The organism is Nonomuraea rhodomycinica (assembly GCF_013363995.1).
In the GTDB taxonomy this organism is placed as follows: Bacteria; Actinomycetota; Actinomycetes; order Streptosporangiales; family Streptosporangiaceae; genus Nonomuraea; species Nonomuraea rhodomycinica.
In genome coordinates this window covers 300,940-317,694 of sequence record NZ_JABWGO010000009.1, presented here as the reverse complement: position 1 = coordinate 317,694, position 16,755 = coordinate 300,940, and the positions used below count along the sequence as shown (strand labels likewise).

At 71.0% G+C, this 16,755-nt stretch carries 22 protein-coding genes and 1 tRNA gene; 11 read left to right on the top strand and 12 right to left on the bottom strand.

Annotation, left to right across the window (positions count from 1 at the left end):
- The first annotated feature begins 63 nt into the window (after nucleotides 1-63).
- Nucleotides 64-360 carry a type II toxin-antitoxin system VapB family antitoxin gene (locus HT134_RS31520; RefSeq protein WP_175604094.1) on the top strand — a complete coding sequence of 99 codons (297 nt, stop codon included), beginning with the start codon at nucleotides 64-66 and terminating at the stop codon, nucleotides 358-360.
- A 22-nt stretch (nucleotides 361-382) separates the two neighbouring features.
- Here HT134_RS31520 and HT134_RS31515 read toward each other — a convergent pair whose 3' ends face one another.
- The 6 genes from HT134_RS31515 to HT134_RS31490 all read right to left on the bottom strand — a co-directional run bounded on the left by HT134_RS31515 (nucleotide 383) and on the right by HT134_RS31490 (nucleotide 4,165).
- The gene (locus HT134_RS31515) at nucleotides 383-865 is read right to left on the bottom strand and encodes a hypothetical protein (RefSeq protein WP_175604093.1); all 483 of its coding nucleotides are present in this window, start codon (nucleotides 863-865) and stop codon (nucleotides 383-385) included.
- A gap of 77 nt (nucleotides 866-942) precedes the next feature.
- Nucleotides 943-2,295, bottom strand: a complete 1,353-nt coding sequence (locus HT134_RS31510) for a chymotrypsin family serine protease (protein ID WP_175604092.1) — start codon at nucleotides 2,293-2,295, stop codon at nucleotides 943-945.
- 246 nt (nucleotides 2,296-2,541) lie between these two features.
- Nucleotides 2,542-2,631, bottom strand: a tRNA-Ser gene (locus tag HT134_RS31505).
- 10 nt (nucleotides 2,632-2,641) lie between these two features.
- Complete coding sequence (locus tag HT134_RS31500; RefSeq protein ID WP_175604207.1) at nucleotides 2,642-3,100, bottom strand: nucleoside deaminase; 459 nt, start codon at nucleotides 3,098-3,100, stop codon at nucleotides 2,642-2,644.
- A 35-nt stretch (nucleotides 3,101-3,135) separates the two neighbouring features.
- A complete protein-coding gene (locus tag HT134_RS31495) occupies nucleotides 3,136-3,609 on the bottom strand; it encodes a tRNA adenosine deaminase-associated protein (RefSeq protein ID WP_175604091.1) in 474 nt (157 codons plus the stop codon).
- Nucleotides 3,610-3,655: 46 nt separating this feature from the next.
- The gene (locus HT134_RS31490) at nucleotides 3,656-4,165 is read right to left on the bottom strand and encodes a tRNA adenosine deaminase-associated protein (protein ID WP_175604090.1); all 510 of its coding nucleotides are present in this window, start codon (nucleotides 4,163-4,165) and stop codon (nucleotides 3,656-3,658) included.
- Nucleotides 4,166-4,307: 142 nt separating this feature from the next.
- Between HT134_RS31490 and upp the strand changes: the two genes are divergently transcribed.
- The 6 genes from upp (at nucleotide 4,308) to HT134_RS31460 (ending at nucleotide 8,376) form a co-directional block, all read left to right on the top strand.
- Nucleotides 4,308-4,946, top strand: coding sequence for a uracil phosphoribosyltransferase (upp, locus tag HT134_RS31485; protein ID WP_175604089.1), 639 nt, complete (start codon nucleotides 4,308-4,310; stop codon nucleotides 4,944-4,946).
- Nucleotides 4,947-5,126: 180 nt separating this feature from the next.
- On the top strand, nucleotides 5,127-5,372 hold the full coding sequence (locus HT134_RS31480; RefSeq protein ID WP_175590175.1) for a hypothetical protein: 246 nt from the start codon (nucleotides 5,127-5,129) through the stop codon (nucleotides 5,370-5,372).
- A gap of 93 nt (nucleotides 5,373-5,465) precedes the next feature.
- Nucleotides 5,466-5,624 carry a hypothetical protein gene (locus tag HT134_RS31475; RefSeq protein ID WP_175604088.1) on the top strand — a complete coding sequence of 53 codons (159 nt, stop codon included), beginning with the start codon at nucleotides 5,466-5,468 and terminating at the stop codon, nucleotides 5,622-5,624.
- Entirely contained in the window at nucleotides 5,621-6,151 is a 531-nt protein-coding gene (locus tag HT134_RS31470) for a PH domain-containing protein (RefSeq protein ID WP_175604087.1), read from the top strand. Before HT134_RS31475 ends, HT134_RS31470 begins: the two co-directional genes overlap by 4 nt.
- Nucleotides 6,152-6,247: 96 nt before the next feature.
- Nucleotides 6,248-7,591, top strand: coding sequence for a helix-turn-helix domain-containing protein (locus HT134_RS31465; protein WP_175604086.1), 1,344 nt, complete (start codon nucleotides 6,248-6,250; stop codon nucleotides 7,589-7,591).
- A 110-nt stretch (nucleotides 7,592-7,701) separates the two neighbouring features.
- Nucleotides 7,702-8,376, top strand: a complete 675-nt coding sequence (locus tag HT134_RS31460; RefSeq protein ID WP_175604085.1) for a FadR/GntR family transcriptional regulator — start codon at nucleotides 7,702-7,704, stop codon at nucleotides 8,374-8,376.
- 151 nt (nucleotides 8,377-8,527) lie between these two features.
- On the opposite strand, the gene HT134_RS31455 is transcribed toward HT134_RS31460, so the two are convergent.
- Complete coding sequence (locus HT134_RS31455; RefSeq protein ID WP_246365902.1) at nucleotides 8,528-9,370, bottom strand: SDR family oxidoreductase; 843 nt, start codon at nucleotides 9,368-9,370, stop codon at nucleotides 8,528-8,530.
- A gap of 2 nt (nucleotides 9,371-9,372) precedes the next feature.
- Nucleotides 9,373-9,672 carry a hypothetical protein gene (locus HT134_RS31450; protein ID WP_175604084.1) on the bottom strand — a complete coding sequence of 100 codons (300 nt, stop codon included), beginning with the start codon at nucleotides 9,670-9,672 and terminating at the stop codon, nucleotides 9,373-9,375.
- Nucleotides 9,673-9,734: 62 nt separating this feature from the next.
- Between HT134_RS31450 and HT134_RS31445 the strand changes: the two genes are divergently transcribed.
- Nucleotides 9,735-10,193 (top strand): MarR family winged helix-turn-helix transcriptional regulator, encoded by a 459-nt coding sequence (locus HT134_RS31445; RefSeq protein ID WP_175604083.1) that lies wholly within the window; start codon nucleotides 9,735-9,737, stop codon nucleotides 10,191-10,193.
- Between the two features lie 12 nt (nucleotides 10,194-10,205).
- Here HT134_RS31445 and dnaN read toward each other — a convergent pair whose 3' ends face one another.
- The 3 genes from dnaN to HT134_RS31430 all read right to left on the bottom strand — a co-directional run bounded on the left by dnaN (nucleotide 10,206) and on the right by HT134_RS31430 (nucleotide 13,528).
- Nucleotides 10,206-11,306: a DNA polymerase III subunit beta gene (gene dnaN, locus HT134_RS31440; RefSeq protein ID WP_175604082.1), complete on the bottom strand. Its 1,101-nt coding sequence runs from the start codon at nucleotides 11,304-11,306 to the stop codon at nucleotides 10,206-10,208.
- Nucleotides 11,307-11,438: 132 nt separating this feature from the next.
- Nucleotides 11,439-12,092, bottom strand: coding sequence for a response regulator (locus HT134_RS31435; protein ID WP_175604081.1), 654 nt, complete (start codon nucleotides 12,090-12,092; stop codon nucleotides 11,439-11,441).
- A complete protein-coding gene (locus tag HT134_RS31430; protein ID WP_217708585.1) occupies nucleotides 12,092-13,528 on the bottom strand; it encodes a sensor histidine kinase in 1,437 nt (478 codons plus the stop codon). Before HT134_RS31430 ends, HT134_RS31435 begins: the two co-directional genes overlap by 1 nt.
- A 110-nt stretch (nucleotides 13,529-13,638) precedes the next feature.
- Here HT134_RS31430 and HT134_RS31425 point away from each other — a divergent pair, with 110 nt between their 5' ends.
- Both HT134_RS31425 and HT134_RS31420 read left to right on the top strand, forming a co-directional pair.
- Entirely contained in the window at nucleotides 13,639-14,544 is a 906-nt protein-coding gene (locus tag HT134_RS31425) for an ABC transporter ATP-binding protein (RefSeq protein ID WP_175604080.1), read from the top strand.
- Nucleotides 14,541-15,275 carry an ABC transporter permease gene (locus HT134_RS31420; RefSeq protein WP_175604079.1) on the top strand — a complete coding sequence of 245 codons (735 nt, stop codon included), beginning with the start codon at nucleotides 14,541-14,543 and terminating at the stop codon, nucleotides 15,273-15,275. The genes HT134_RS31425 and HT134_RS31420 overlap by 4 nt, the downstream gene beginning before the upstream one ends.
- Before the next feature lie 59 nt (nucleotides 15,276-15,334).
- Here the strand turns inward: HT134_RS31420 and HT134_RS31415 are convergent, their stop codons facing one another.
- Entirely contained in the window at nucleotides 15,335-16,243 is a 909-nt protein-coding gene (locus HT134_RS31415; protein WP_175604078.1) for an SMP-30/gluconolactonase/LRE family protein, read from the bottom strand.
- 65 nt (nucleotides 16,244-16,308) lie between these two features.
- Here HT134_RS31415 and HT134_RS31410 point away from each other — a divergent pair, with 65 nt between their 5' ends.
- A complete protein-coding gene (locus HT134_RS31410) occupies nucleotides 16,309-16,749 on the top strand; it encodes an Lrp/AsnC family transcriptional regulator (protein WP_175604077.1) in 441 nt (146 codons plus the stop codon).
- Nucleotides 16,750-16,755 lie beyond the last annotated feature (6 nt).

Below are 16,755 nucleotides of genomic sequence, written 5' to 3'. Positions count from 1 at the left end.
CACCCGCGCCGAGAATTCTCGCGAACAGCACATCGAGGCCGAATCTCTCCTAAACTCTATGGGGTGATCTTCAAGCTGGTCGGCGACGGACGGCCCTATCCCGAACACGGTCTGACCAACCGAGAGTGGGCCCAGATCCCGCCGCGTCAGGTCCGGCTCGACTCGCTGATCACCACGAAGGCGATGCTGGACCTGCACTCGCTGCTCGCCGCCGACTCCACCTTCTACGGCGACCTCTTCCCGCACGTGGTGCAGTGGCAGGGCGAGCTCTACCTGGAGGACGGCCTGCACCGGGCGCTGCGGGCCGCGCTGCACCAGCGCTCCATCCTGCACGCCCGGGTGCTGGAGCTGCCCGCCTGACGACGACCCCGGAACCGCCGCGTCAGCGGTGGAACGAGCCGGGGTTGAGCACCATCGCCCTGTCACTCGGCGGGCAGGACCTCGCGTCGCGAAGCCGCTCGTCCTCCATCGGCCACTCGTCGCCTCCGGCGTCGACCCTGTCGCCCTCCATGATCCGGCCGAAGCCGGGGACGTCCACGCCTCGTCGCGCGCCGTCGTTCACGGGGCGCGTGCCGGCCGGCCAGACCGGTGTGAAGACGGTCTCCCGCCCGTCCCTCGGGGAGGAGACGGTCAGGCATCGGCCCTCGGCCTGGTACCTCAGGGTGCCGCCGACGATCATGTCGGCACCGTAGGTCAAGGCGTGGACGACGATCGAGGGGTCGTCGCCTGTGACGGCGAACCGGTCCGCGCCGGGCGTGGGCTCACCCGGCGCGGTCGCCCTCGGGCCGCCACTGCTCCCGCCCCCGGCGGAGCAGGCGGCGGCCGTCAGGAGTGTCACTGCCAGGGCTGCGGCGGCACGGCTCATGCCGGCTTCTCCTCGGGCGTTGTCATGTCCGTCTCCATCCGACGCGTCCGGCCACCGAGCGGTTCACGCCGCCTCCGTCAGCGATGCCAGACGTCGTAGCCGCGGTTCTGGTACAGGTATGCGGGCGTGAATGACGACTTCCCGCCGATCAGGCCGAAGTGGATGCCGTACGCCATCCCGCCGTAGTACCACGGCCCGCCGGAGTCACCCGGCTCGCTGATGTCCTTGTCCATGACCACCATGTGCCTCATGCTGCCGCTGGAGACGTCGCGGCGGGCCACCTTGGCACAGCTCCCACCGCTGGTGATGCCGAAGTGGCAGATGCGCGTGCCCACCGAGGGCATGGGCGAGCGGTCGTCGGCGTACCTGGTCTTGTTCCAGTCGTGGTAGAAGGTGCGGGTCGGGGACTTGGAGCCCACGGTGTAGTAGGACAGGTCGCCCCAGGCGCCGATGTGCCACCAGACGCGGTTCACCTTCGTCCAGCCGCCCTTGGTGCTGTGGTTGGAGTAGGTGCGGGTGGCTGCGCTCTGCCCGCAGTGGCCGGCGGTCGCATGACGCTTGGTGCTGCTGTAGATGTACTTCAGGTTGAAGCCGGAGGTGCAGGAACCGAGCGAACCCCCGCCCCGGATGTACTTGTCCTCCGGCTGGGACACCTTGTCCACCTGGGTGACCTGGATGTGCATCCCGGCCTCCAGGGCCGCCCGGGGCAGCAGGTCCTGGGCGGAGAGGGGCGCGCTCGATCGGGTCTCCACGATGACGGTCCCGGTGCGCACGTCGTAGGAGGTGGCGGCGTCCTCCACGGCGGGGTCGGCCAGGACGGCGGTGTGGGCGGCCTCTGCGGCGGCCGACAGTTCCCGCTCGGAGAAGCCACGGTCGCCGACCAGGTCGACGCGCACGGGGAGGGTCCTGGCGAGTTCGACCGCCTTGGCCGGCACATCCGCCTTGAAGGCGAACCAAGCGCTGTCGTCGTTCTTGACCGCTCCGGCGAAGTCGGCGGGGAACTCCGCCTCGAGCTGCGCGGCCACCTTCTCGAACTGCCCCTGCCAGGCGATCCCGTCGATCGCGGCGGTCAGCCCGATCCCCTCCGCGGCGGCGATCCGCGTGAGGTCCTCGATCTCGCCCGCGTGAAGGTCGTCCACCATGACGTCGGGGGTGTCCACGGGACCGTCGGGCTGGGCGGAGGCCGCGACGGTCCGGGTGGCGGCGGTGGTGCTGATGTAGTCCTTGACGGCCTGCTCCAGGGGGATCCCGTCGCGGGCGGCCCGTTGCTTGATGGCCTCCAGCGTGGGGCGAGCCGGCTTGGGCTGCTCGTGGGCGGCCAAGGTGACGCTGGAAGGGCCGGGGTCGGCGGACGCGACCCCGGCCGGTAAGCCGATGAGGGCGAGGACGAGACCGGCCCCGATGCGACCGGCGTGGGAGAAGGAGGACATGCGCACGCTCCTGCACTGTCGACGGAGGGAAGGGAGGCGTGATCAAGATACACCCATTTTAGAGCACGTGCTCTGTTTTAAGGGCCGGACGTGCCCGGCCGGCGCCACGTGCGACGTGAGCGCTGGAGATGGTCACTGGTGCCGTCGGCGCCTTCTTCCGGTTCTTCCGGGCGGTGACGAACCCCGAACACGACGAAACCCCCGAACCCGGAGGTTCGAGGGTTTCCGATGTCCTGCGACATCACATGGCGGTGGTGGTGGGATTTGAACCCACGGATGAGTTGCCCCATCACACGCTTTCGAGGCGTGCGCCCTCGGCCACTAGGCGACACCACCGCCGACGAGCTTACCGGATCCGGCGAGTGGTGAAGAACGTCGTGAGGACGGCGGCGCATTCTTCGGCCAGCACGCCCATGACGACCTCCGGCCGATGGTTGAGCCGGCGGTCCCTGACGACGTCCCACAGCGAGCCCACGGCGCCGCCCTTCTCGTCGACCGCGCCGTACACGATCCTGTCCACCCGGGACAGCACCGCCGCGCCCGCGCACATCGTGCAGGGCTCCAGCGTCACCACGAGCGTGCAGCCGTCCAGCCGCCACGACCCCCTGGCACGCGCGGCCGCGCGCAGCGCGAGCACCTCCGCGTGCCCGGTCGGGTCGGCCGCGGACTCGCGGTCGTTGCCCGCCGCCGCCAGCACCTCGACGGCGGAGGCCCCCGAGGGCGCGGAGGGCCCAAGCACGACGGCGCCGACGGGCACCTCGCCCCGCTCCCCCGCGGCCACGGCCTCGGCCAGCGCCAGCCGCATCACCTCGCCGTAGCTCTCGCGGGAGGGGTCGCGCGTCACCGCAACCGGTCGAGCTCGTCGGCGAACGACAGCCGCTCGGCGATCACGGACAGGACGTCGGCCGGCAGCACGCCCTCCTCCATGCTCAGCTCCAGCAGTTCCTCCGAGCTGATGCCGAGGTCGCTCAGCAGGTCGAGGTCGCCCGCCGGGCGGACGCCGAGCGCGTTGCCCTCCTTGTCGGCGCTCACGCCCGCGAACTCGGCGAACAGCTCACCGAGGCTGCCCGGCGCGATCGCGTGGGCGTCGGAGAGGAACACGCGGGGCTCCAAGTCGTCGACGTAACGCACGATGGCGAACCACTCGTCCTCGACCTCGACGCAGAGCAGCGCGAGTTCGTCGCCGGACAGGCCGAGCGCCTCGGTCACCGCGTCGCCGAGGTCGTCGACGATCTCGGCCTCGCTCAGGTCGACCTCGGCACCGCTCCAGCCGTCCGGGGTCCTGACGAAAGCCGCGGCGAACGTGTTGGGCATGTCTCCAAGCTCCAGGTGTCCAGGCTCCGGGCGTGCAGGTCCGGGCTCAGCCGAAGACCGACTCGATGGCGCGCTCGAACGGCTCGGAGAAGCCGAGCCGCGCGGCGATGCTGGACAGCACGTCCTCGGGCAGAAGGTCCATGTCACCCGACAGGATGCCCAGCTCCATCTCGTCCAGACCCAGATCGGCGAAGATCGACAGGTCTCCCGCGGGGAGGGCGACGTCCTCGTCCTGGAGGATCTCCTCCATCTCGTCCTCGTCGGGGATCGGCACGTCGAGGTACTCGAGCACCTGCTGGGCCAGCGGGAAGTCCCAGGACGCGGCGATGTCGGAGAGGAACACGTCGACGCGCTCCCCGAGGACCCGCAGCGCCACGAAGAACTCGTCACCCACCGCGACCAGGCCGATGGTGCCGCTCTCGCTCGGCTGCTGGCGCAGAGCCTTGATCAGGCCCTGCAGGTCCGACGTGAGCGCCACCGGCAGCATCTCGGCGTCCCAGCATTCGTCCTCGCGATAGACCACGATGGCGAAGTCGAACGCGTCCTCGTCTGTCATCGTCCACCCCACCCGATGTGGCCCGTACGGGCTCCCAATGGTTCCAGAGAGCACCGGTCCCCGTGTGCCGGTCCGACCAAATTGTGATCAAAACCGGGGCACGACGTGCCGGTACGTCCCACACAAGATAGCGTTATCCCTTATGGAAACCCTCGTCGTCGACCATCCGCTCGTGGCGCACAAGCTCACCACGCTGCGCGATGTCCGTACCGATTCGCCCACGTTCCGTAGGCTCGCGGATGAATTGGTGACGCTGCTGGCGTACGAGGCGACCCGCGACGTCCGCGTCGCCGACGTGACCGTGCGGACCCCGGTGGCCGAGGCCCACGGCGTGCGGATGGCGCGGCCGTACCCGCTGGTGGTGCCGATCCTGCGGGCCGGGCTCGGCATGCTCGACGGCATGACCCGGCTGCTGCCCACGGCCGAGGTGGGGTTCCTCGGCATGATCCGCAACGAGTCCACCCTCCAGGCCGAGACGTACGCCACCCGGCTGCCCGACGACCTGTCCGGCCGGCAGTGCTACGTGGTGGACCCGATGCTGGCCACCGGCGGCACGCTGGCGGCGGCCGTGCAGTTCCTCTTCGACCGCGGCGCCGAGGACGTCACGGCGATCTGCCTCCTCGCGGCGCCGGAGGGCCTGGCGCACATGGACGAGTTCTTCGCCGGCTCGGGCAAGCCGATCCGGGTGGTCACGGCGGCGCTGGACGAGCGGCTCAACGAGAACGGCTACATCGTCCCCGGCCTGGGCGACGCGGGCGACCGGCTGTACGGCGTCGTCTGACCCGGCACCGAACCCCGCTCCGGCCGGAATCGGCCGCCTGAGAAATCACCTTTCCGTCACGCCGAGTGGTTCACTCGTTACATACTGTGGTTGCATGGGTACGTAGCGAGGGGAAGGCAACTTCCGCATGGGCGCGAGGGGGCGCGAGATGAACGAGCTGGCGGCAGCCGGGGTGCTCTCGTGAGCGAGCACACCGAGGCGGATCCGAGTCCGTACGCGGACGTCCCGACTCCGTACGCGGACGTCGAGACCACGCTGCGTGACGAGTTCGCCGGCGTTCACTCGGCGACCACCGTAACGCGCTGCGTCGAGGCGGCGCACTACGGCGCGCTGGAAGTCACCGGCTACGCGCATCCGAGCCTGGTGGAGCGGATCGCGCGCAAGCATCTTCACGTCCTCGCGCTCGTGGCGAGCGAGCGAGGCTAGGCAAGATCTCAACTAAGCCGTGAACAGACCTTTACCCGGGCTGCCGGGTGGGTAATGTAGACGGCGGGTGCAGGTAAGGGTACGGAGGCCACGGTGCAGGTCAAAAAAGTCCTCTCATGGGGCGGGATCGGTTTTGCGGCGTACTACCTGTTGGCTCGGCCGAACGACGCGGCGACGGCAGTCAAAGGGACGTTCGACTCGGTGTTCAACGCGGCCGACTCTCTGGCTCAATTCGTGAACAACCTGACATGAGACTTGTGACCCACGGGGACTCCGCCCCGTCGTCGGTCAACCGTTACCTGCTCCCCGACGAACAACAGGTCATCATGGTGCGGCGCCACCCGGCCGTGCTGCTCCGTCCGGTCGCCGAGGTCTTCGGCGGCCTGATCATCGCCGGACTGCTCAGCAAGTTCTTCGGCGACTCCGGAGGCGGCACGGCCCTGGTGGTCGTCTGGTGGCTCTGGCTGTTGCTGCTGATCCGTTTCGTGTGGAAAGTCGCGGAGTGGTCGGTCGATTACTTTGTGGTGACTTCTAAGCGGATGTTGTCCACCACGGGACTGATCACGCGCAAGGTCGCGATGATGCCGCTGTCCAAGGTCACCGACATGAGTTTCAAGCGATCTCTCCTTGGGCGCATGCTCGGTTACGGTGAGTTCATCCTGGAATCCGCCGGTCAGGACCAGGCACTCTCGACCGTGCCGTACATTCCCTACCCCGAGACCCTCTACCTCGAGGTCTGTCAGATGCTTTTCCCCAGCAAGGACAGCGGCGACGATTAATCCTGCGTAGGGGAATTCTTCACCTGGGGATACCAGATTCGGCCACTTCATGCAATCATTGCGTGTTGTTGACCCTTCCCCGCCCTGAGAGATGAGATGCCGAGTCAGGGAACCATCGGTGACCGCGTCCGCGGACTGCGGCTGAACAGGCGGATGTCCCAGGCCCAGCTGGCCGGGCCCGACCTGTCTGACAGTTATGTCTCGCTCATCGAGTCGGGTAAGCGAACTCCGACTCCGGTGGTCGCCCGGCTCCTGGCGGAGCGGCTGGGGTGCACCACCGAGTTCCTCCTGCACGGCATCGAGCCGCGCCAGCGGATCGACACCGAGCTCGGGCTGCGGCACGCCGAGCTGGAGCTGCGCCACGGCGACCCGGTCCTCGCGGCGGAGCGCTTCACGGAGATCGTGAAGGCCGCCGACGAGGAGAACGCCATGCTCACGGCGCACGCCCGCTTCGGCCGGGCGCGCGCGCTGGAGGCGCAGGGTCGGCTGGGTCAGGCCGTCGAGGCGTTCGAGCGGCTGCGCAGGGAGGCGTCGGCCCACCCGGAGCGGCTGGCCGACCTGCCGCTCGCGGTCGCGCTGAGCCGCTGCTACCAGCACGCCGGCGACCGGCTGCGGGCCCGCGACCTCGCCGCCCACGCGCTGGAGCAGGCCGAGCGGCTGTCGCTCACGCAGGGTGAGATCGCCGTCGACCTGGCCGCGGCGATCGTCGAGGCGCGCGAGGAGATGGACAGCGACTCCGCCGAGCTCGCCTACGTGCGACGGGTGCTCGAGGTCAACGGCGTTCCTGGCGTTGTGGACCGTTCCGGAGAGATTCACGCCCTGTGGCAGGCGAGCGTCGCCGCCGCGGCGGGCGACGACTCGGCGCTGGCCGTCCGGCTGGCCGACGACGCCATCACGGCGGGCCGCCCGGCGCGGATCGCGCTGCAGCTCGCGCGGGTCGCCGTGCACTGGGCGCGGCTCACGACGACGCCTGTCGCCGAGGCCGAGCGGCTGGTGGAGGCGGCGGCCAGGACGTTCACCGCGGCCTCCGGCGCCGGCGGGGAGCGCGGCGAGGCGCTGATCGCGCACGCGCGGGTCCGGCTGCGCGCCGGTGACCCGGCGCGGGCGGGCGAGCTGGCGAGCGCGGTCCTGGAGGCGGCGGCCGACGCGTCGCGCACCACCGCGGCCGAGGCCCGGCTGGTGCTCGCGACCGTGGCGCTCGACCTGGGCGGTGACGCGTCGGCGCATCTGGCCGGGGCGTCAGAGCTGCTGCGGGCGCTGGGCCGGCCGATGTACGGCACCGACCGTCAGGCGGCCCGCTGCTGGCGCGAGCTCGGCGACCTGTACGGCCGGGCCGGAGGCAGGGCGCACCAGACCGCCGCGTATCGTAAGGCGCTGGAAGCCGCTGGGGTGCACTCCGCGCTGGCCGGCCTGCCGGTGGACGCCGCGGTCTCCGGTTGATCGGAAAACTCCTCCTGGGAGTTCCAGATTTGTGTTCTTCGGTCTGGAATAATTAGGGTCTACCAGTCATTGACTCATAGGATGATTGGTTTCCCCGGAGGAGGCGGACTGTGAGTCTGCGTACGGCGCAGCGGGCTTCGCTCGTGGACCAGGTGATCGATCAGCTCAAGGAGCAGATCACATCAGGGTCGTGGCAGATGAACGGCAAGATCCCGACCGAGACGGTGCTGGCCGAGCAGCTCGGGGTGGGGCGCAACACCGTTCGTGAGGCCGTACGCGCACTGACTCACGCGGGGCTGCTGGAGTGCCGTCAGGGCGACGGCACCTACGTCCGCGCGACGAGCGAGCTCTCCGGCGCCATGCTCCGCCGCCTGCGGCAGGCGGAGCAGTTGGAGATCCTGGAGGTACGGCGCGCCCTTGAGGTGGAGTCGGCCCGGCTGGCCGCCACCAGGCGCACCGACGAGGACATCCTGCGCATCGAGGCGGCGCTCGCCGAGCGCGAGCGCGCCTGGGACCTCGACGACCCCGACTTCTTCGTGGAGGCCGACCTGGCCTTCCACATGGCGGTCGCGCATGCGACCCACAATCTCGTGCTGATCGACCTGTTCGAGGACTTCTCGGCCGCGCTGCGGGCGAGCATCACCGCCGCGGGCACGTCGCTCAACAAGAGCTACATCCCGCACGACGCGATCGCCCGCGCGATCGCCGCCGGCGACGCGACCGCCGCCGAGCGCGCCAGCCATGCCTGCATGGAGCACATTCTCATCGCCCTCACCGATGCGTAGATCTTTCTGTTACGGCACAGCCTGGTTGACGCCAGTCGCCGTACAGGGCTGAGGGCCTCCAGGGATACGGCCGCTGAGCCCGCACGGGGCCGGGCGCCGTTACGTGCGTCTTGTCGGCCATGGCTTCCGACACGCCCGACCGTGGCCTGCCTCATGCCTGGCCGATGAGGCGGTCCGCGTGGGCCCGGGCGAAGTCCGCGAACGGCGTGGGCTGCCTGCCCGTCACCGACTCGTAGTCCTTCGTCGTGTAGTCGCCCCAGCCCCTCGCGTAGGCGCGCAGGTACTCCGCGGTGACCGCGGCGATCCATTCGGGCACGCCGGCCTCCCTCATGCCGGCGTAGGCCTGCTCCGGCTCCAGGGAGTGGTAGGCGATCGGCCGGCCGTACACCTCGGTGAGCTGTCCGGCCGCCTCGCCGAGCGAGATGCTGGCCGGGCCGGTCAGGGTGTAGACCTTGCCTGTGTGCGGTCGGGGGTCGGTGAGGACGGTGGCGGCGAACTCGCCGATGTCCCGCACGTCGATGAGGCCGAGCCGGCCCTGCCCGGTCGCGCCGTACAAGGTGTCGCCGGTGACCGAGCCGAACAGGTTCTGCATGAAGAAGGCCGGGCGGATGACGGTCCAGCCCAGGCCGGACGCCTGGAGCTCGGCGTCCGACAGGGCGTGCAGGCGGCCGTTGCGGGTGGGCGCGTCGTGCGCGGCGCCGATGGCCGACATGCGCACCACGTGCCGCACGCCCGCCTGGCGGGCCGCCCAGAGCGCGTTCATGCTGGCGTGGGGCGCCTGCGGACCCATCGCGGTGAGCAGCCACAGCGTCTCGACGCCGTCGAAGGCGTCGGTGAGCGTCGCCGGGTCGTCCAGGTCGCCGACGGCCACCTCGTATCCGGCGGGGGCCTTGGCGGGGTCGCGCACCAGCACCCGCACGCCGTCCTTGCCGGGCAGCGCGTCGAGCACGGCGCTGGAGACGGTGCCGGTGGCTCCGGTGATGAGCATGGTCATGGTCAGCCCTCGTTCTCTTCCGTGGTGCCGTCTTCCGCGGACACCAGCTCGTCGATCAGCTCGAAGAAGGCCCGGATGCCGGGCAGGTTGCCGCCCTTGGCGGCCGAGGCGGCGCGGTCCTCGGGCGTGCGCCACTCGACGATGTCGAGCCACTCGTCGCCGGGCAGGCGCACCAGGCGCGCTCCGACGAAGCCCGCGCGGTCCGCGCGGAAGTCCGCGAGCATTCCGGGACGGGCGGCGAGCAGCCGCTCGGCGTTCTCCGGAGACACGCGGAACCGGGTGAGTTCCACCGTTCTGGTCATGAGACGACTATATAGTAAGAATCAGTGACTATCAATATTCGTGACTAAAGGGAGGCACGGACGTGCGCAGGAGCCAGCGCAAGCGGGAGAATCCGGATCTCGGCATCCTGGCCGGGCGGACGCTGTTCGCGGTGCAGCGGGAGCTGTTCGGAGCCGTCGCCGGGCAGGGGCATCCCGATCTGCGGCCGCGGCACGGCGCGGTGCTCGCCTACCTCGACGAGGAGGGCAGCCGGGCCACCGACCTGGCCGCCCAGTCGGGCCAGCACAAGCAGGTCATCGGCACGCTGGTGGACGAGCTGGTCGCGCTCGGCTACGTCGAGCGGCAGCCCGACCCGGCCGACCGCCGGGCCAAGCTGATCGTCCCCACGGCCAAGGGCCTGGACGAGATGGCCGCGTCGGACGCCGCCATGGCCGCCATCGAGGCCGAGCTGGCCGCGACGGTGGGCGAGGAGGCGTACGGGGAGTTCAAGCGCGTCTTCAAGCTGGTCGCCGACGGGCTCTCGGCCCGCCGCCCCGAGTGACGCCCGGGGGGCTCAGGCGCCGAGGCGCAGGGACATCACGAGGTAACGGACGGCCGGGTCGGCGTCGCCCGGGACGTCCTGGATCAGCGCGGGGCGCGTCGGCGACTCCATGTTGAGGCGGGCCAGCTCCGTCTCGATGCCGGTCAGGCCGTCGAGCAGGAACTGCGACTGGAAGGCGATCTCGATGTCGTCGCCCCGCAGGTCGCACTCCAGCACCTCGGTGCCGCGGCCGATGTCGCCGCCGCCCGCCCGGAGCGTCACCTGCCCCTGGGTGAACGCCAGCTGGATCGCGGTGTTGCGCTCGGCCACCAGCGCGACCCGCTTGACGGCCTCGACGAACGGCCCCACCCGCACGTCGGCCCGGATCGACCAGTCGGAGGTCAGCCGGGTGCGGTAGTCGATGAACTGCTCGTCGAGCAGCCGCACCGTGGTGCTGCGCCCGACGCTCTCGAAGCCGGCCACCCCGTCGCCCATCGCGACCTGCACCTCGCCGCCGCGCAGCGACTTGGCCACCTCGACCAGCACGCGCGCGGGCACCATGGCCGAGACCGCGATGTCCGGTCGCGCCGGCCGCCAGGTGAACGTGCGGGCCGCGATCCGGTAGCGGTCGGTCGCGGCCATCGTGACCGTCTCGCCGTCGATGTCGACCCGGATGCCGGTGAGCATGGGCAGCGTGTCGTCGCGGCTGGAGGCGGGCGCGACCTGGCCGACGGCCGAGGCGAACACGCCGCCGCCGACGGCGCCGACGGCCGGCGGCATCGTGGGCATGGTCGGGAAGTCCTCGACGGGCATCGTGATCAGGCCGAACTCGGCGCTGCCGCAGGTCAGGACCGCCTCCTGGCCTTCGGTGACGATCTGCACCTCGTCGCCGGGCAGGCTGCGGCTGATCTCGGCCAGCAGCCGGCCCGGGATCAGGACGCCGCCGGTCTCGGCCACGTCGGCGTCGATCCGCGCCTGGGCGGAGACGTCGTAGTCGAACGCGGACACGCTCAGCTCCTCGCCGGCCACGAGCAACAGGCCGGAGAGCACGGGCATCACGGGACGGCTGGGGAGGACCCGGGCAGCCCATGCCACGGCATCTGCCAGAACATCGCGGTTGACCCGGATTTTCACGTGAACGACCCTTTCGCTCTGCCTGCCTCCTATGAAAGGTAGCTTGTCGGACCGACAATCCGGCCCGGCGCCCGCCCAGGTCGACGGCTCCCGCGGCCGGCGGCCGGTGGGGCCCGGCGCTCCCCTTCGCGGTCAGCGGCTGTTGAGGTAGGCGAGCACCGCCAGCACCCTGCGGTTGTCGTCCTCCGACGGCGCCAGGTCGAGCTTGGCGAAGATGCTCGCGGTGTGCTTGGCCACCGCGCTCTCGCTCAGGTAGAGCCGTTGGGCGATGGCGGCGTTGGAGCGGCCCTCGGCCATGGCCTCCAGCACCTGCCGCTCGCGCGGCGTCAGCGCGGCCAGCGGCTCGTGCCGGGCGTTGCTGGCCAGCAGCTTGGCGATGACCTCGGGGTCCATGGCCGTGCCGCCCGCCGCCACCCGGCGCACCGCGTCCACGAACTGCCCGGCGTTGAGCACGCGGTCCTTCAGCAGGTAGCCGATCGCGCCGGACCCGTCGGCCAGCAGTTCGCGGGCGTAGAGCTGCTCGACGTGCTGCGACAGCACCAGGATCGGCAGGCCGGGCACCCGCCGGCGGGCCTCCAGCGCCGCCTGGAGCCCCTCGTCGGTGAAGGTGGGCGGCAGCCGCACGTCCACGATCGACACGTCGGGCCGCAGCTCGACCAGTCCCGTCAGCAGGTCCGGCCCGCTCTCCACGGCGGCCACGACCGAGAACCCGTGGGCCTGGAGCAGGTGGACCAGGCCGTCCCTGAGCAGGTAGAGGTCCTCGGCGATCAGCACGCGCTCGCCCATCAGCCCAGCCCCAGCCGGCGGGGCGCCTCGGCCAGCCAGCGGTCGCGGTTGTGCTTGGCGGGGATCGCGATGGCGGTCGCGTACATGCCGAGGCCCAGGGCCAGCATGAGGAGGATGGCCGGCCACTGGAAGGGCTCGGGGGCGTACAGGGCGAGGAACCACGACTTCTCGGGGATCTCGAAGGTCTTGAACACGGCGGCGACGACCCCCTGCGGGAACGTCGGGCACCAGGCCAGCGACCAGCAGAGGGCCACCACGACGGCCTTCCAGCGCGGCAGCCTGGGCAGCGTGCCCGCCCAGTGCTCCGGGAGCACCTTGGGCAGCACCATCATGACGGTCGTCGGGCCGCCCGGCGGGCTGTCGATCGCCATCACGCCGTCGAAGGCGGCCAGCCGCCGCTCGATGCCGCGCAGGCCGCTGCCCTTGGCCGGGTCCGCGCCGCCCAGGCCGTCGTCCGTGACCGTGATGCGCAGGCTCGGGCCGTCGGAGCTGATGTCCACGCCGGCCGAGCGGGCGTCCCCGTGCCGGGCGGCGTTCGCCAGCAGCTCGCTGACCGCGAAGTAGACCGCCGCCTCCACCGGGGGCTCGGGCCGGTGCGGCAGGTCGACCTCGACCTCCACCCGCAGCGCGGTGTCCATCGCGAGGGCGCGCACGGCGTCGGCGAGCCCCCGCTCCGCCAGCACCGGCGGGTGGATGCCGCGGATGAGCCGCCGCAGCTCGGTGAGCGTCTCGGCGGAGGTGTCGCGGGCCTTGCTCATCAGCGTCTTCGCCGCGGCCGGGTCCGAGTCCATCAGCTCCTCGGCCGCGCCCAGGGTCATGCCGATCGCGATGAGCCTGGCCTGGGTGCCGTCGTGCAGGTCGCGCTCGATGCGCCGCATCTCGGCCGCCTGGCTGTCGGCGGCGATGCTGCGTGAGCGGTGGAGGTGGGTGAGCTGGCCGCGCAGCACGCTCGTCCGGGTGGCCGACAGCAGCAGGGCGCACCACTGGCCGTACACCCGCAGCCCCTTGGCGGGCGCGACGAGGAGCACCGGCAGCAGGGCGAGCTTGACCGGCGGGTCGAGGAGCAGCCACAGCAGGTCCCGCCACGTCGCCGGGTCGGTGGTCAGCCACTTCCACCGCGCGTTCCACGCGGGGACGCGGGGCGACTTGTACAGCGTCCGCTCGTAGCGGTACAGCCCGTCCGTCATCGGCTGCGGCGGCGCCGGTTCGGGCAGGTACGGCGAGGCGATCCGGATCCCGGACCAGGCGCCGACCCGGCCGCGGGCCTCCTCGGCGGTCCCCCGCACCAGGCGCACGGCCGGCGGGTAGAGGAAGACCAGCCCGAGGGTGAAGGTCAGGATCACCGCCGGCACCGCGAACAGCAGGATGCCGACCTGGACGAGGGCCGTCCCGAGCAGCGCGGCCACCCGGGCCGTCCCGGTCAGTCGTCGGAGCATGCCACCAGTGTGCGCGAACAGGCGACGTCACCGGCACTGTACCTAGGTACACCTTTTCCCGGCATCCAACCCGATTACCGGCAACGGCCGCGGTTCCTACCGTCGTCTCCATGAAGGTGATCGAGGTGAGGAACCTCCGCAAGAGCTACCCCCATCACGTGGCGGTGGAGGACGTGTCGTTCGAGGTGGCCGAGGGAGAGATCTTCGGCATCCTCGGACCCAACGGCGCCGGCAAGACGACCACCGTCGAGTGCGTCGCCGGCCTGCGCGTGCCCGACTCCGGCACCGTACGGGTGGCCGGGCTCGACCCGCACGACGACCGCGACGAGCTGCGCCGCGTGCTCGGGGTGCAGCTCCAGAGCGCCGCGCTGCCGGAGAAGATCAAGGTCTGGGAGGCCCTGGACCTGTACGCCTCCTTCTACCCGCACCCCGCCGACTGGGAGGAGCTGATGGGCCGGGTCGGGCTGCGCGAGAAGCGCGACACCGCGTTCGCCAAGCTCTCCGGCGGCCAGCGTCAGCGGCTGTCGGTCGCCCTGGCCCTGGTGGGCCGGCCGCGCGTGGCGGTGCTGGACGAGCTGACCACCGGTCTCGACCCGCAGGCCCGCCGCGACACGTGGGAACTGGTGGGACAGGTACGCGACTCGGGCGTGACGATCGTGCTGGTCACCCACTTCATGGAGGAGGCCGAACGGCTCTGCGACCGGCTCACCCTCATCGACCGGGGCCGCGTCGTCGCCACCGGCACCCCGGCCGCGCTCGTCGCGCAGGCGGGCGGGGAGCAGCGGCTCAGGTTCCGGCCGTCGGCGCCCGTGGACCACGCGCTGCTGCTGGCGCTGCCCGAGGTGCGCTCGGTCACCGGCGGCGGCGAGCACCTGGAGGTCACCGGCGTCGGCGACCTGGCGCCCGCCGTCACGCTCGCGCTCGCCGAGCACCGGATCGTGCCCACCGACCTGCGCGTCGAGCAGGCCACGCTCGACGACGCGTTCCTCGCCCTCACCGGAAGGACCCTGTCATGAGGAAGATCCTCGCTGTCGAGACCAAGCTCTATCTGCGCGAGTGGCCGGTCATGCTCTACACGATCGTGCTGCCGGTCGGGCTGCTGCTGATCCTGGGCAGCATCCCGGACATGGGCAGGCCCGACCCGGCGCTCGGCGGTCAGCGCGTCACCGACACCCAGTTGCCGGCCATGATGACGCTGCTGGCGATGCTCACGCTGGCGTTCACGGTGCTGCCGACCGTGCTGACCACGTACCGCGAACGGGGGGTGCTGCGGCGGATGTCGACCACGCCCGTCCATCCGGCGCGGATGCTGGCGGGCCAGCTCCTCATCAACGTGGCCGTGGGTGTCGTGTCCACCGTGCTGGTCGTCGTGCTGGGCCGGCTGGTGCTGGGGACGGCCATGCCGCGGCAGCCGGTCGGTTTCGTGCTGGTGTTCCTGCTGGGCACGGCCGCGCTGATGGCCATGGGGCTGGTGATCGCCTCGCTGGCGACGTCCGGGAAGGCGGCCTCCGGGATCGGGTCGGTGGTGATGTTCCCGCTGATGTTCGTGGCCGGCATGTGGCTCCCTCGCGAGGTCATGCCGCAGGCGCTGCGCGTCTTCAGCGACTACTCGGTGGCCGGCCCGTTCGCCCAGGCCATGCGCGCCACCTGGGCGGGCGGGTGGCCGCAGCCGCTGCACCTGGTGGTCATGGGGGCCGCGCTGCTGGTCTTCGGCTGGCTGGCCGTGCGCCTCTTCCGCTGGGAGTGAGCGCCTGGGAGTGAGCGCCTGGGAGTGAGCGCCTGGGAGTGAGCACCGCGCGGCGGGCGTCAGGCCCAGACGGGGCGGGCGCCCGTGACGTTCAGCATGATCGAGTACAGCGAGGTGGAGGCGGCGACGAAGAGCCGGTTGCGCTTGAGCCCGCCGAAGACCAGGTTGGCGATGTTGTCGGGCAGGCAGAGCCGGCCGATCAGCGTGCCGTCGGGGTCGTAGCAGTGCACCGACCTGCCCGCCGCCGCCCAGAGGCGGCCGGTGTCGTCGAGCCGCATCCCGTCGTACGCCTCGCCGGCCGCCCCCTCCGCGAAGATCCGGCCCTTGCCCAGGGTCCCGTCGCCGGTCACCTCGAAGACGCGGATGTGGCGGCGCCGGGTGTCGGCCACGTACAGCAGCCGCTCGTCCAGCGAGAACGCCAGCCCGTTCGGCCGCTCGAAGTCGTCGGCCACCACGCGCGCCTCGCCGGTCACCGGGTCGATCCGGTAGACGTGGCAGCCGTCGATCTCCTGCTCGGCCCGCACGCCTTCGTAGTCGCTGCTGATCCCGTACGACGGGTCGGTGAACCAGACGGAGCCGTCGGAGCGCACGACCGCGTCGTTGGGGCTGTTGAGCCTCCTGCCCTGCCAGCGGTCGGCGAGGACGGTGATCGACCCGTCGTGCTCGGTGCGGGTGACGCGGCGGTTGCCCTGCTCGCAGGAGATCAGCCGGCCCTCGCGGTCGAGGGTGTTGCCGTTGGTGTAGCCGGAGGGCGTGCGGAACGGGCCGACGGCGCCGGTGAACTCGTCCCAGCGCAGCATGCGGTCGTTGGGGATGTCGCTCCAGACGAGGAAGCGGCCGGCCGGGAAGTAGACGGGGCCCTCGGCCCAGCGGGTGCCGGTGTACAGCCGCTCGACGACGTCGTCGCCGGCGACGCGGGCGAAGCGCTCGTCCAGGACCTCGAACTGCGTGGGGATCACATCCATCATGCTCGAAGCCAACCGCACCGGATGCTGTTTGGTCAAACGCCGATATTTCCGGATAGCATCTGGCCGTGGATGAGATCGACAGGAAGCTCGTCAGGCTGCTCCAGGACGACGCCGGCCGCTCGTACGCCTCGCTGGGCCAGGCCGTGGGGCTGTCCGGCGCGGCGGCGCACGAGCGGGTGCGCAAGCTGCGCGAGCGCGGCGTCATCAGGCGCACGACCGTCGACGTCGACCCGGCCGAGCTCGGCCGGCCGGTGACGGCGTACGTGCTCGTGGACGGCAGCACGTGGATGGGCGACACCGCCGAGCGGCTGCGGGACATCCCCGCGATCGAGGAGGCGCACGTCATCGCCGGCCCCGCCTCGCTCCTGCTCAAGGTGCGCACGGCGACGACCCGCGACCTGCAGCGGGTGCTGCGGCAGGTGTTCGAGGTGGAGGGCGTGACCAGCACGCAGACCGTCGTGGTGCTGGAGACCTTCTTCGAGCGGCCGAGCGATCCTGAACTATAGTTCAGG

What these genes read in the sequence shown, in the direction of transcription:
- HT134_RS31515 (WP_175604093.1), bottom strand. Translation starts at nt 865, where the DNA reads ATGAGCCGTGCCGCCGCAGCCCTGGCAGTGACACTCCTGACGGCCGCC.
- HT134_RS31510 (WP_175604092.1), bottom strand. Translation starts at nt 2,295, where the DNA reads ATGTCCTCCTTCTCCCACGCCGGTCGCATCGGGGCCGGTCTCGTCCTC.
- HT134_RS31500 (WP_175604207.1), bottom strand. Translation starts at nt 3,100, where the DNA reads ATGCGGCTGGCGCTGGCCGAGGCCGTGGCCGCGGGGGAGCGGGGCGAG.
- HT134_RS31495 (WP_175604091.1), bottom strand. Translation starts at nt 3,609, where the DNA reads ATGCCCAACACGTTCGCCGCGGCTTTCGTCAGGACCCCGGACGGCTGG.
- HT134_RS31490 (WP_175604090.1), bottom strand. Translation starts at nt 4,165, where the DNA reads ATGACAGACGAGGACGCGTTCGACTTCGCCATCGTGGTCTATCGCGAG.
- upp (WP_175604089.1), top strand. Translation starts at nt 4,308, where the DNA reads ATGGAAACCCTCGTCGTCGACCATCCGCTCGTGGCGCACAAGCTCACC.
- HT134_RS31470 (WP_175604087.1), top strand. Translation starts at nt 5,621, where the DNA reads ATGAGACTTGTGACCCACGGGGACTCCGCCCCGTCGTCGGTCAACCGT.
- HT134_RS31465 (WP_175604086.1), top strand. Translation starts at nt 6,248, where the DNA reads ATGCCGAGTCAGGGAACCATCGGTGACCGCGTCCGCGGACTGCGGCTG.
- HT134_RS31455 (WP_246365902.1), bottom strand. Translation starts at nt 9,370, where the DNA reads ATGACCATGCTCATCACCGGAGCCACCGGCACCGTCTCCAGCGCCGTG.
- HT134_RS31450 (WP_175604084.1), bottom strand. Translation starts at nt 9,672, where the DNA reads ATGACCAGAACGGTGGAACTCACCCGGTTCCGCGTGTCTCCGGAGAAC.
- HT134_RS31435 (WP_175604081.1), bottom strand. Translation starts at nt 12,092, where the DNA reads ATGGGCGAGCGCGTGCTGATCGCCGAGGACCTCTACCTGCTCAGGGAC.
- HT134_RS31430 (WP_217708585.1), bottom strand. Translation starts at nt 13,528, where the DNA reads ATGCTCCGACGACTGACCGGGACGGCCCGGGTGGCCGCGCTGCTCGGG.
- HT134_RS31425 (WP_175604080.1), top strand. Translation starts at nt 13,639, where the DNA reads ATGAAGGTGATCGAGGTGAGGAACCTCCGCAAGAGCTACCCCCATCAC.
- HT134_RS31420 (WP_175604079.1), top strand. Translation starts at nt 14,541, where the DNA reads ATGAGGAAGATCCTCGCTGTCGAGACCAAGCTCTATCTGCGCGAGTGG.
- HT134_RS31415 (WP_175604078.1), bottom strand. Translation starts at nt 16,243, where the DNA reads ATGATGGATGTGATCCCCACGCAGTTCGAGGTCCTGGACGAGCGCTTC.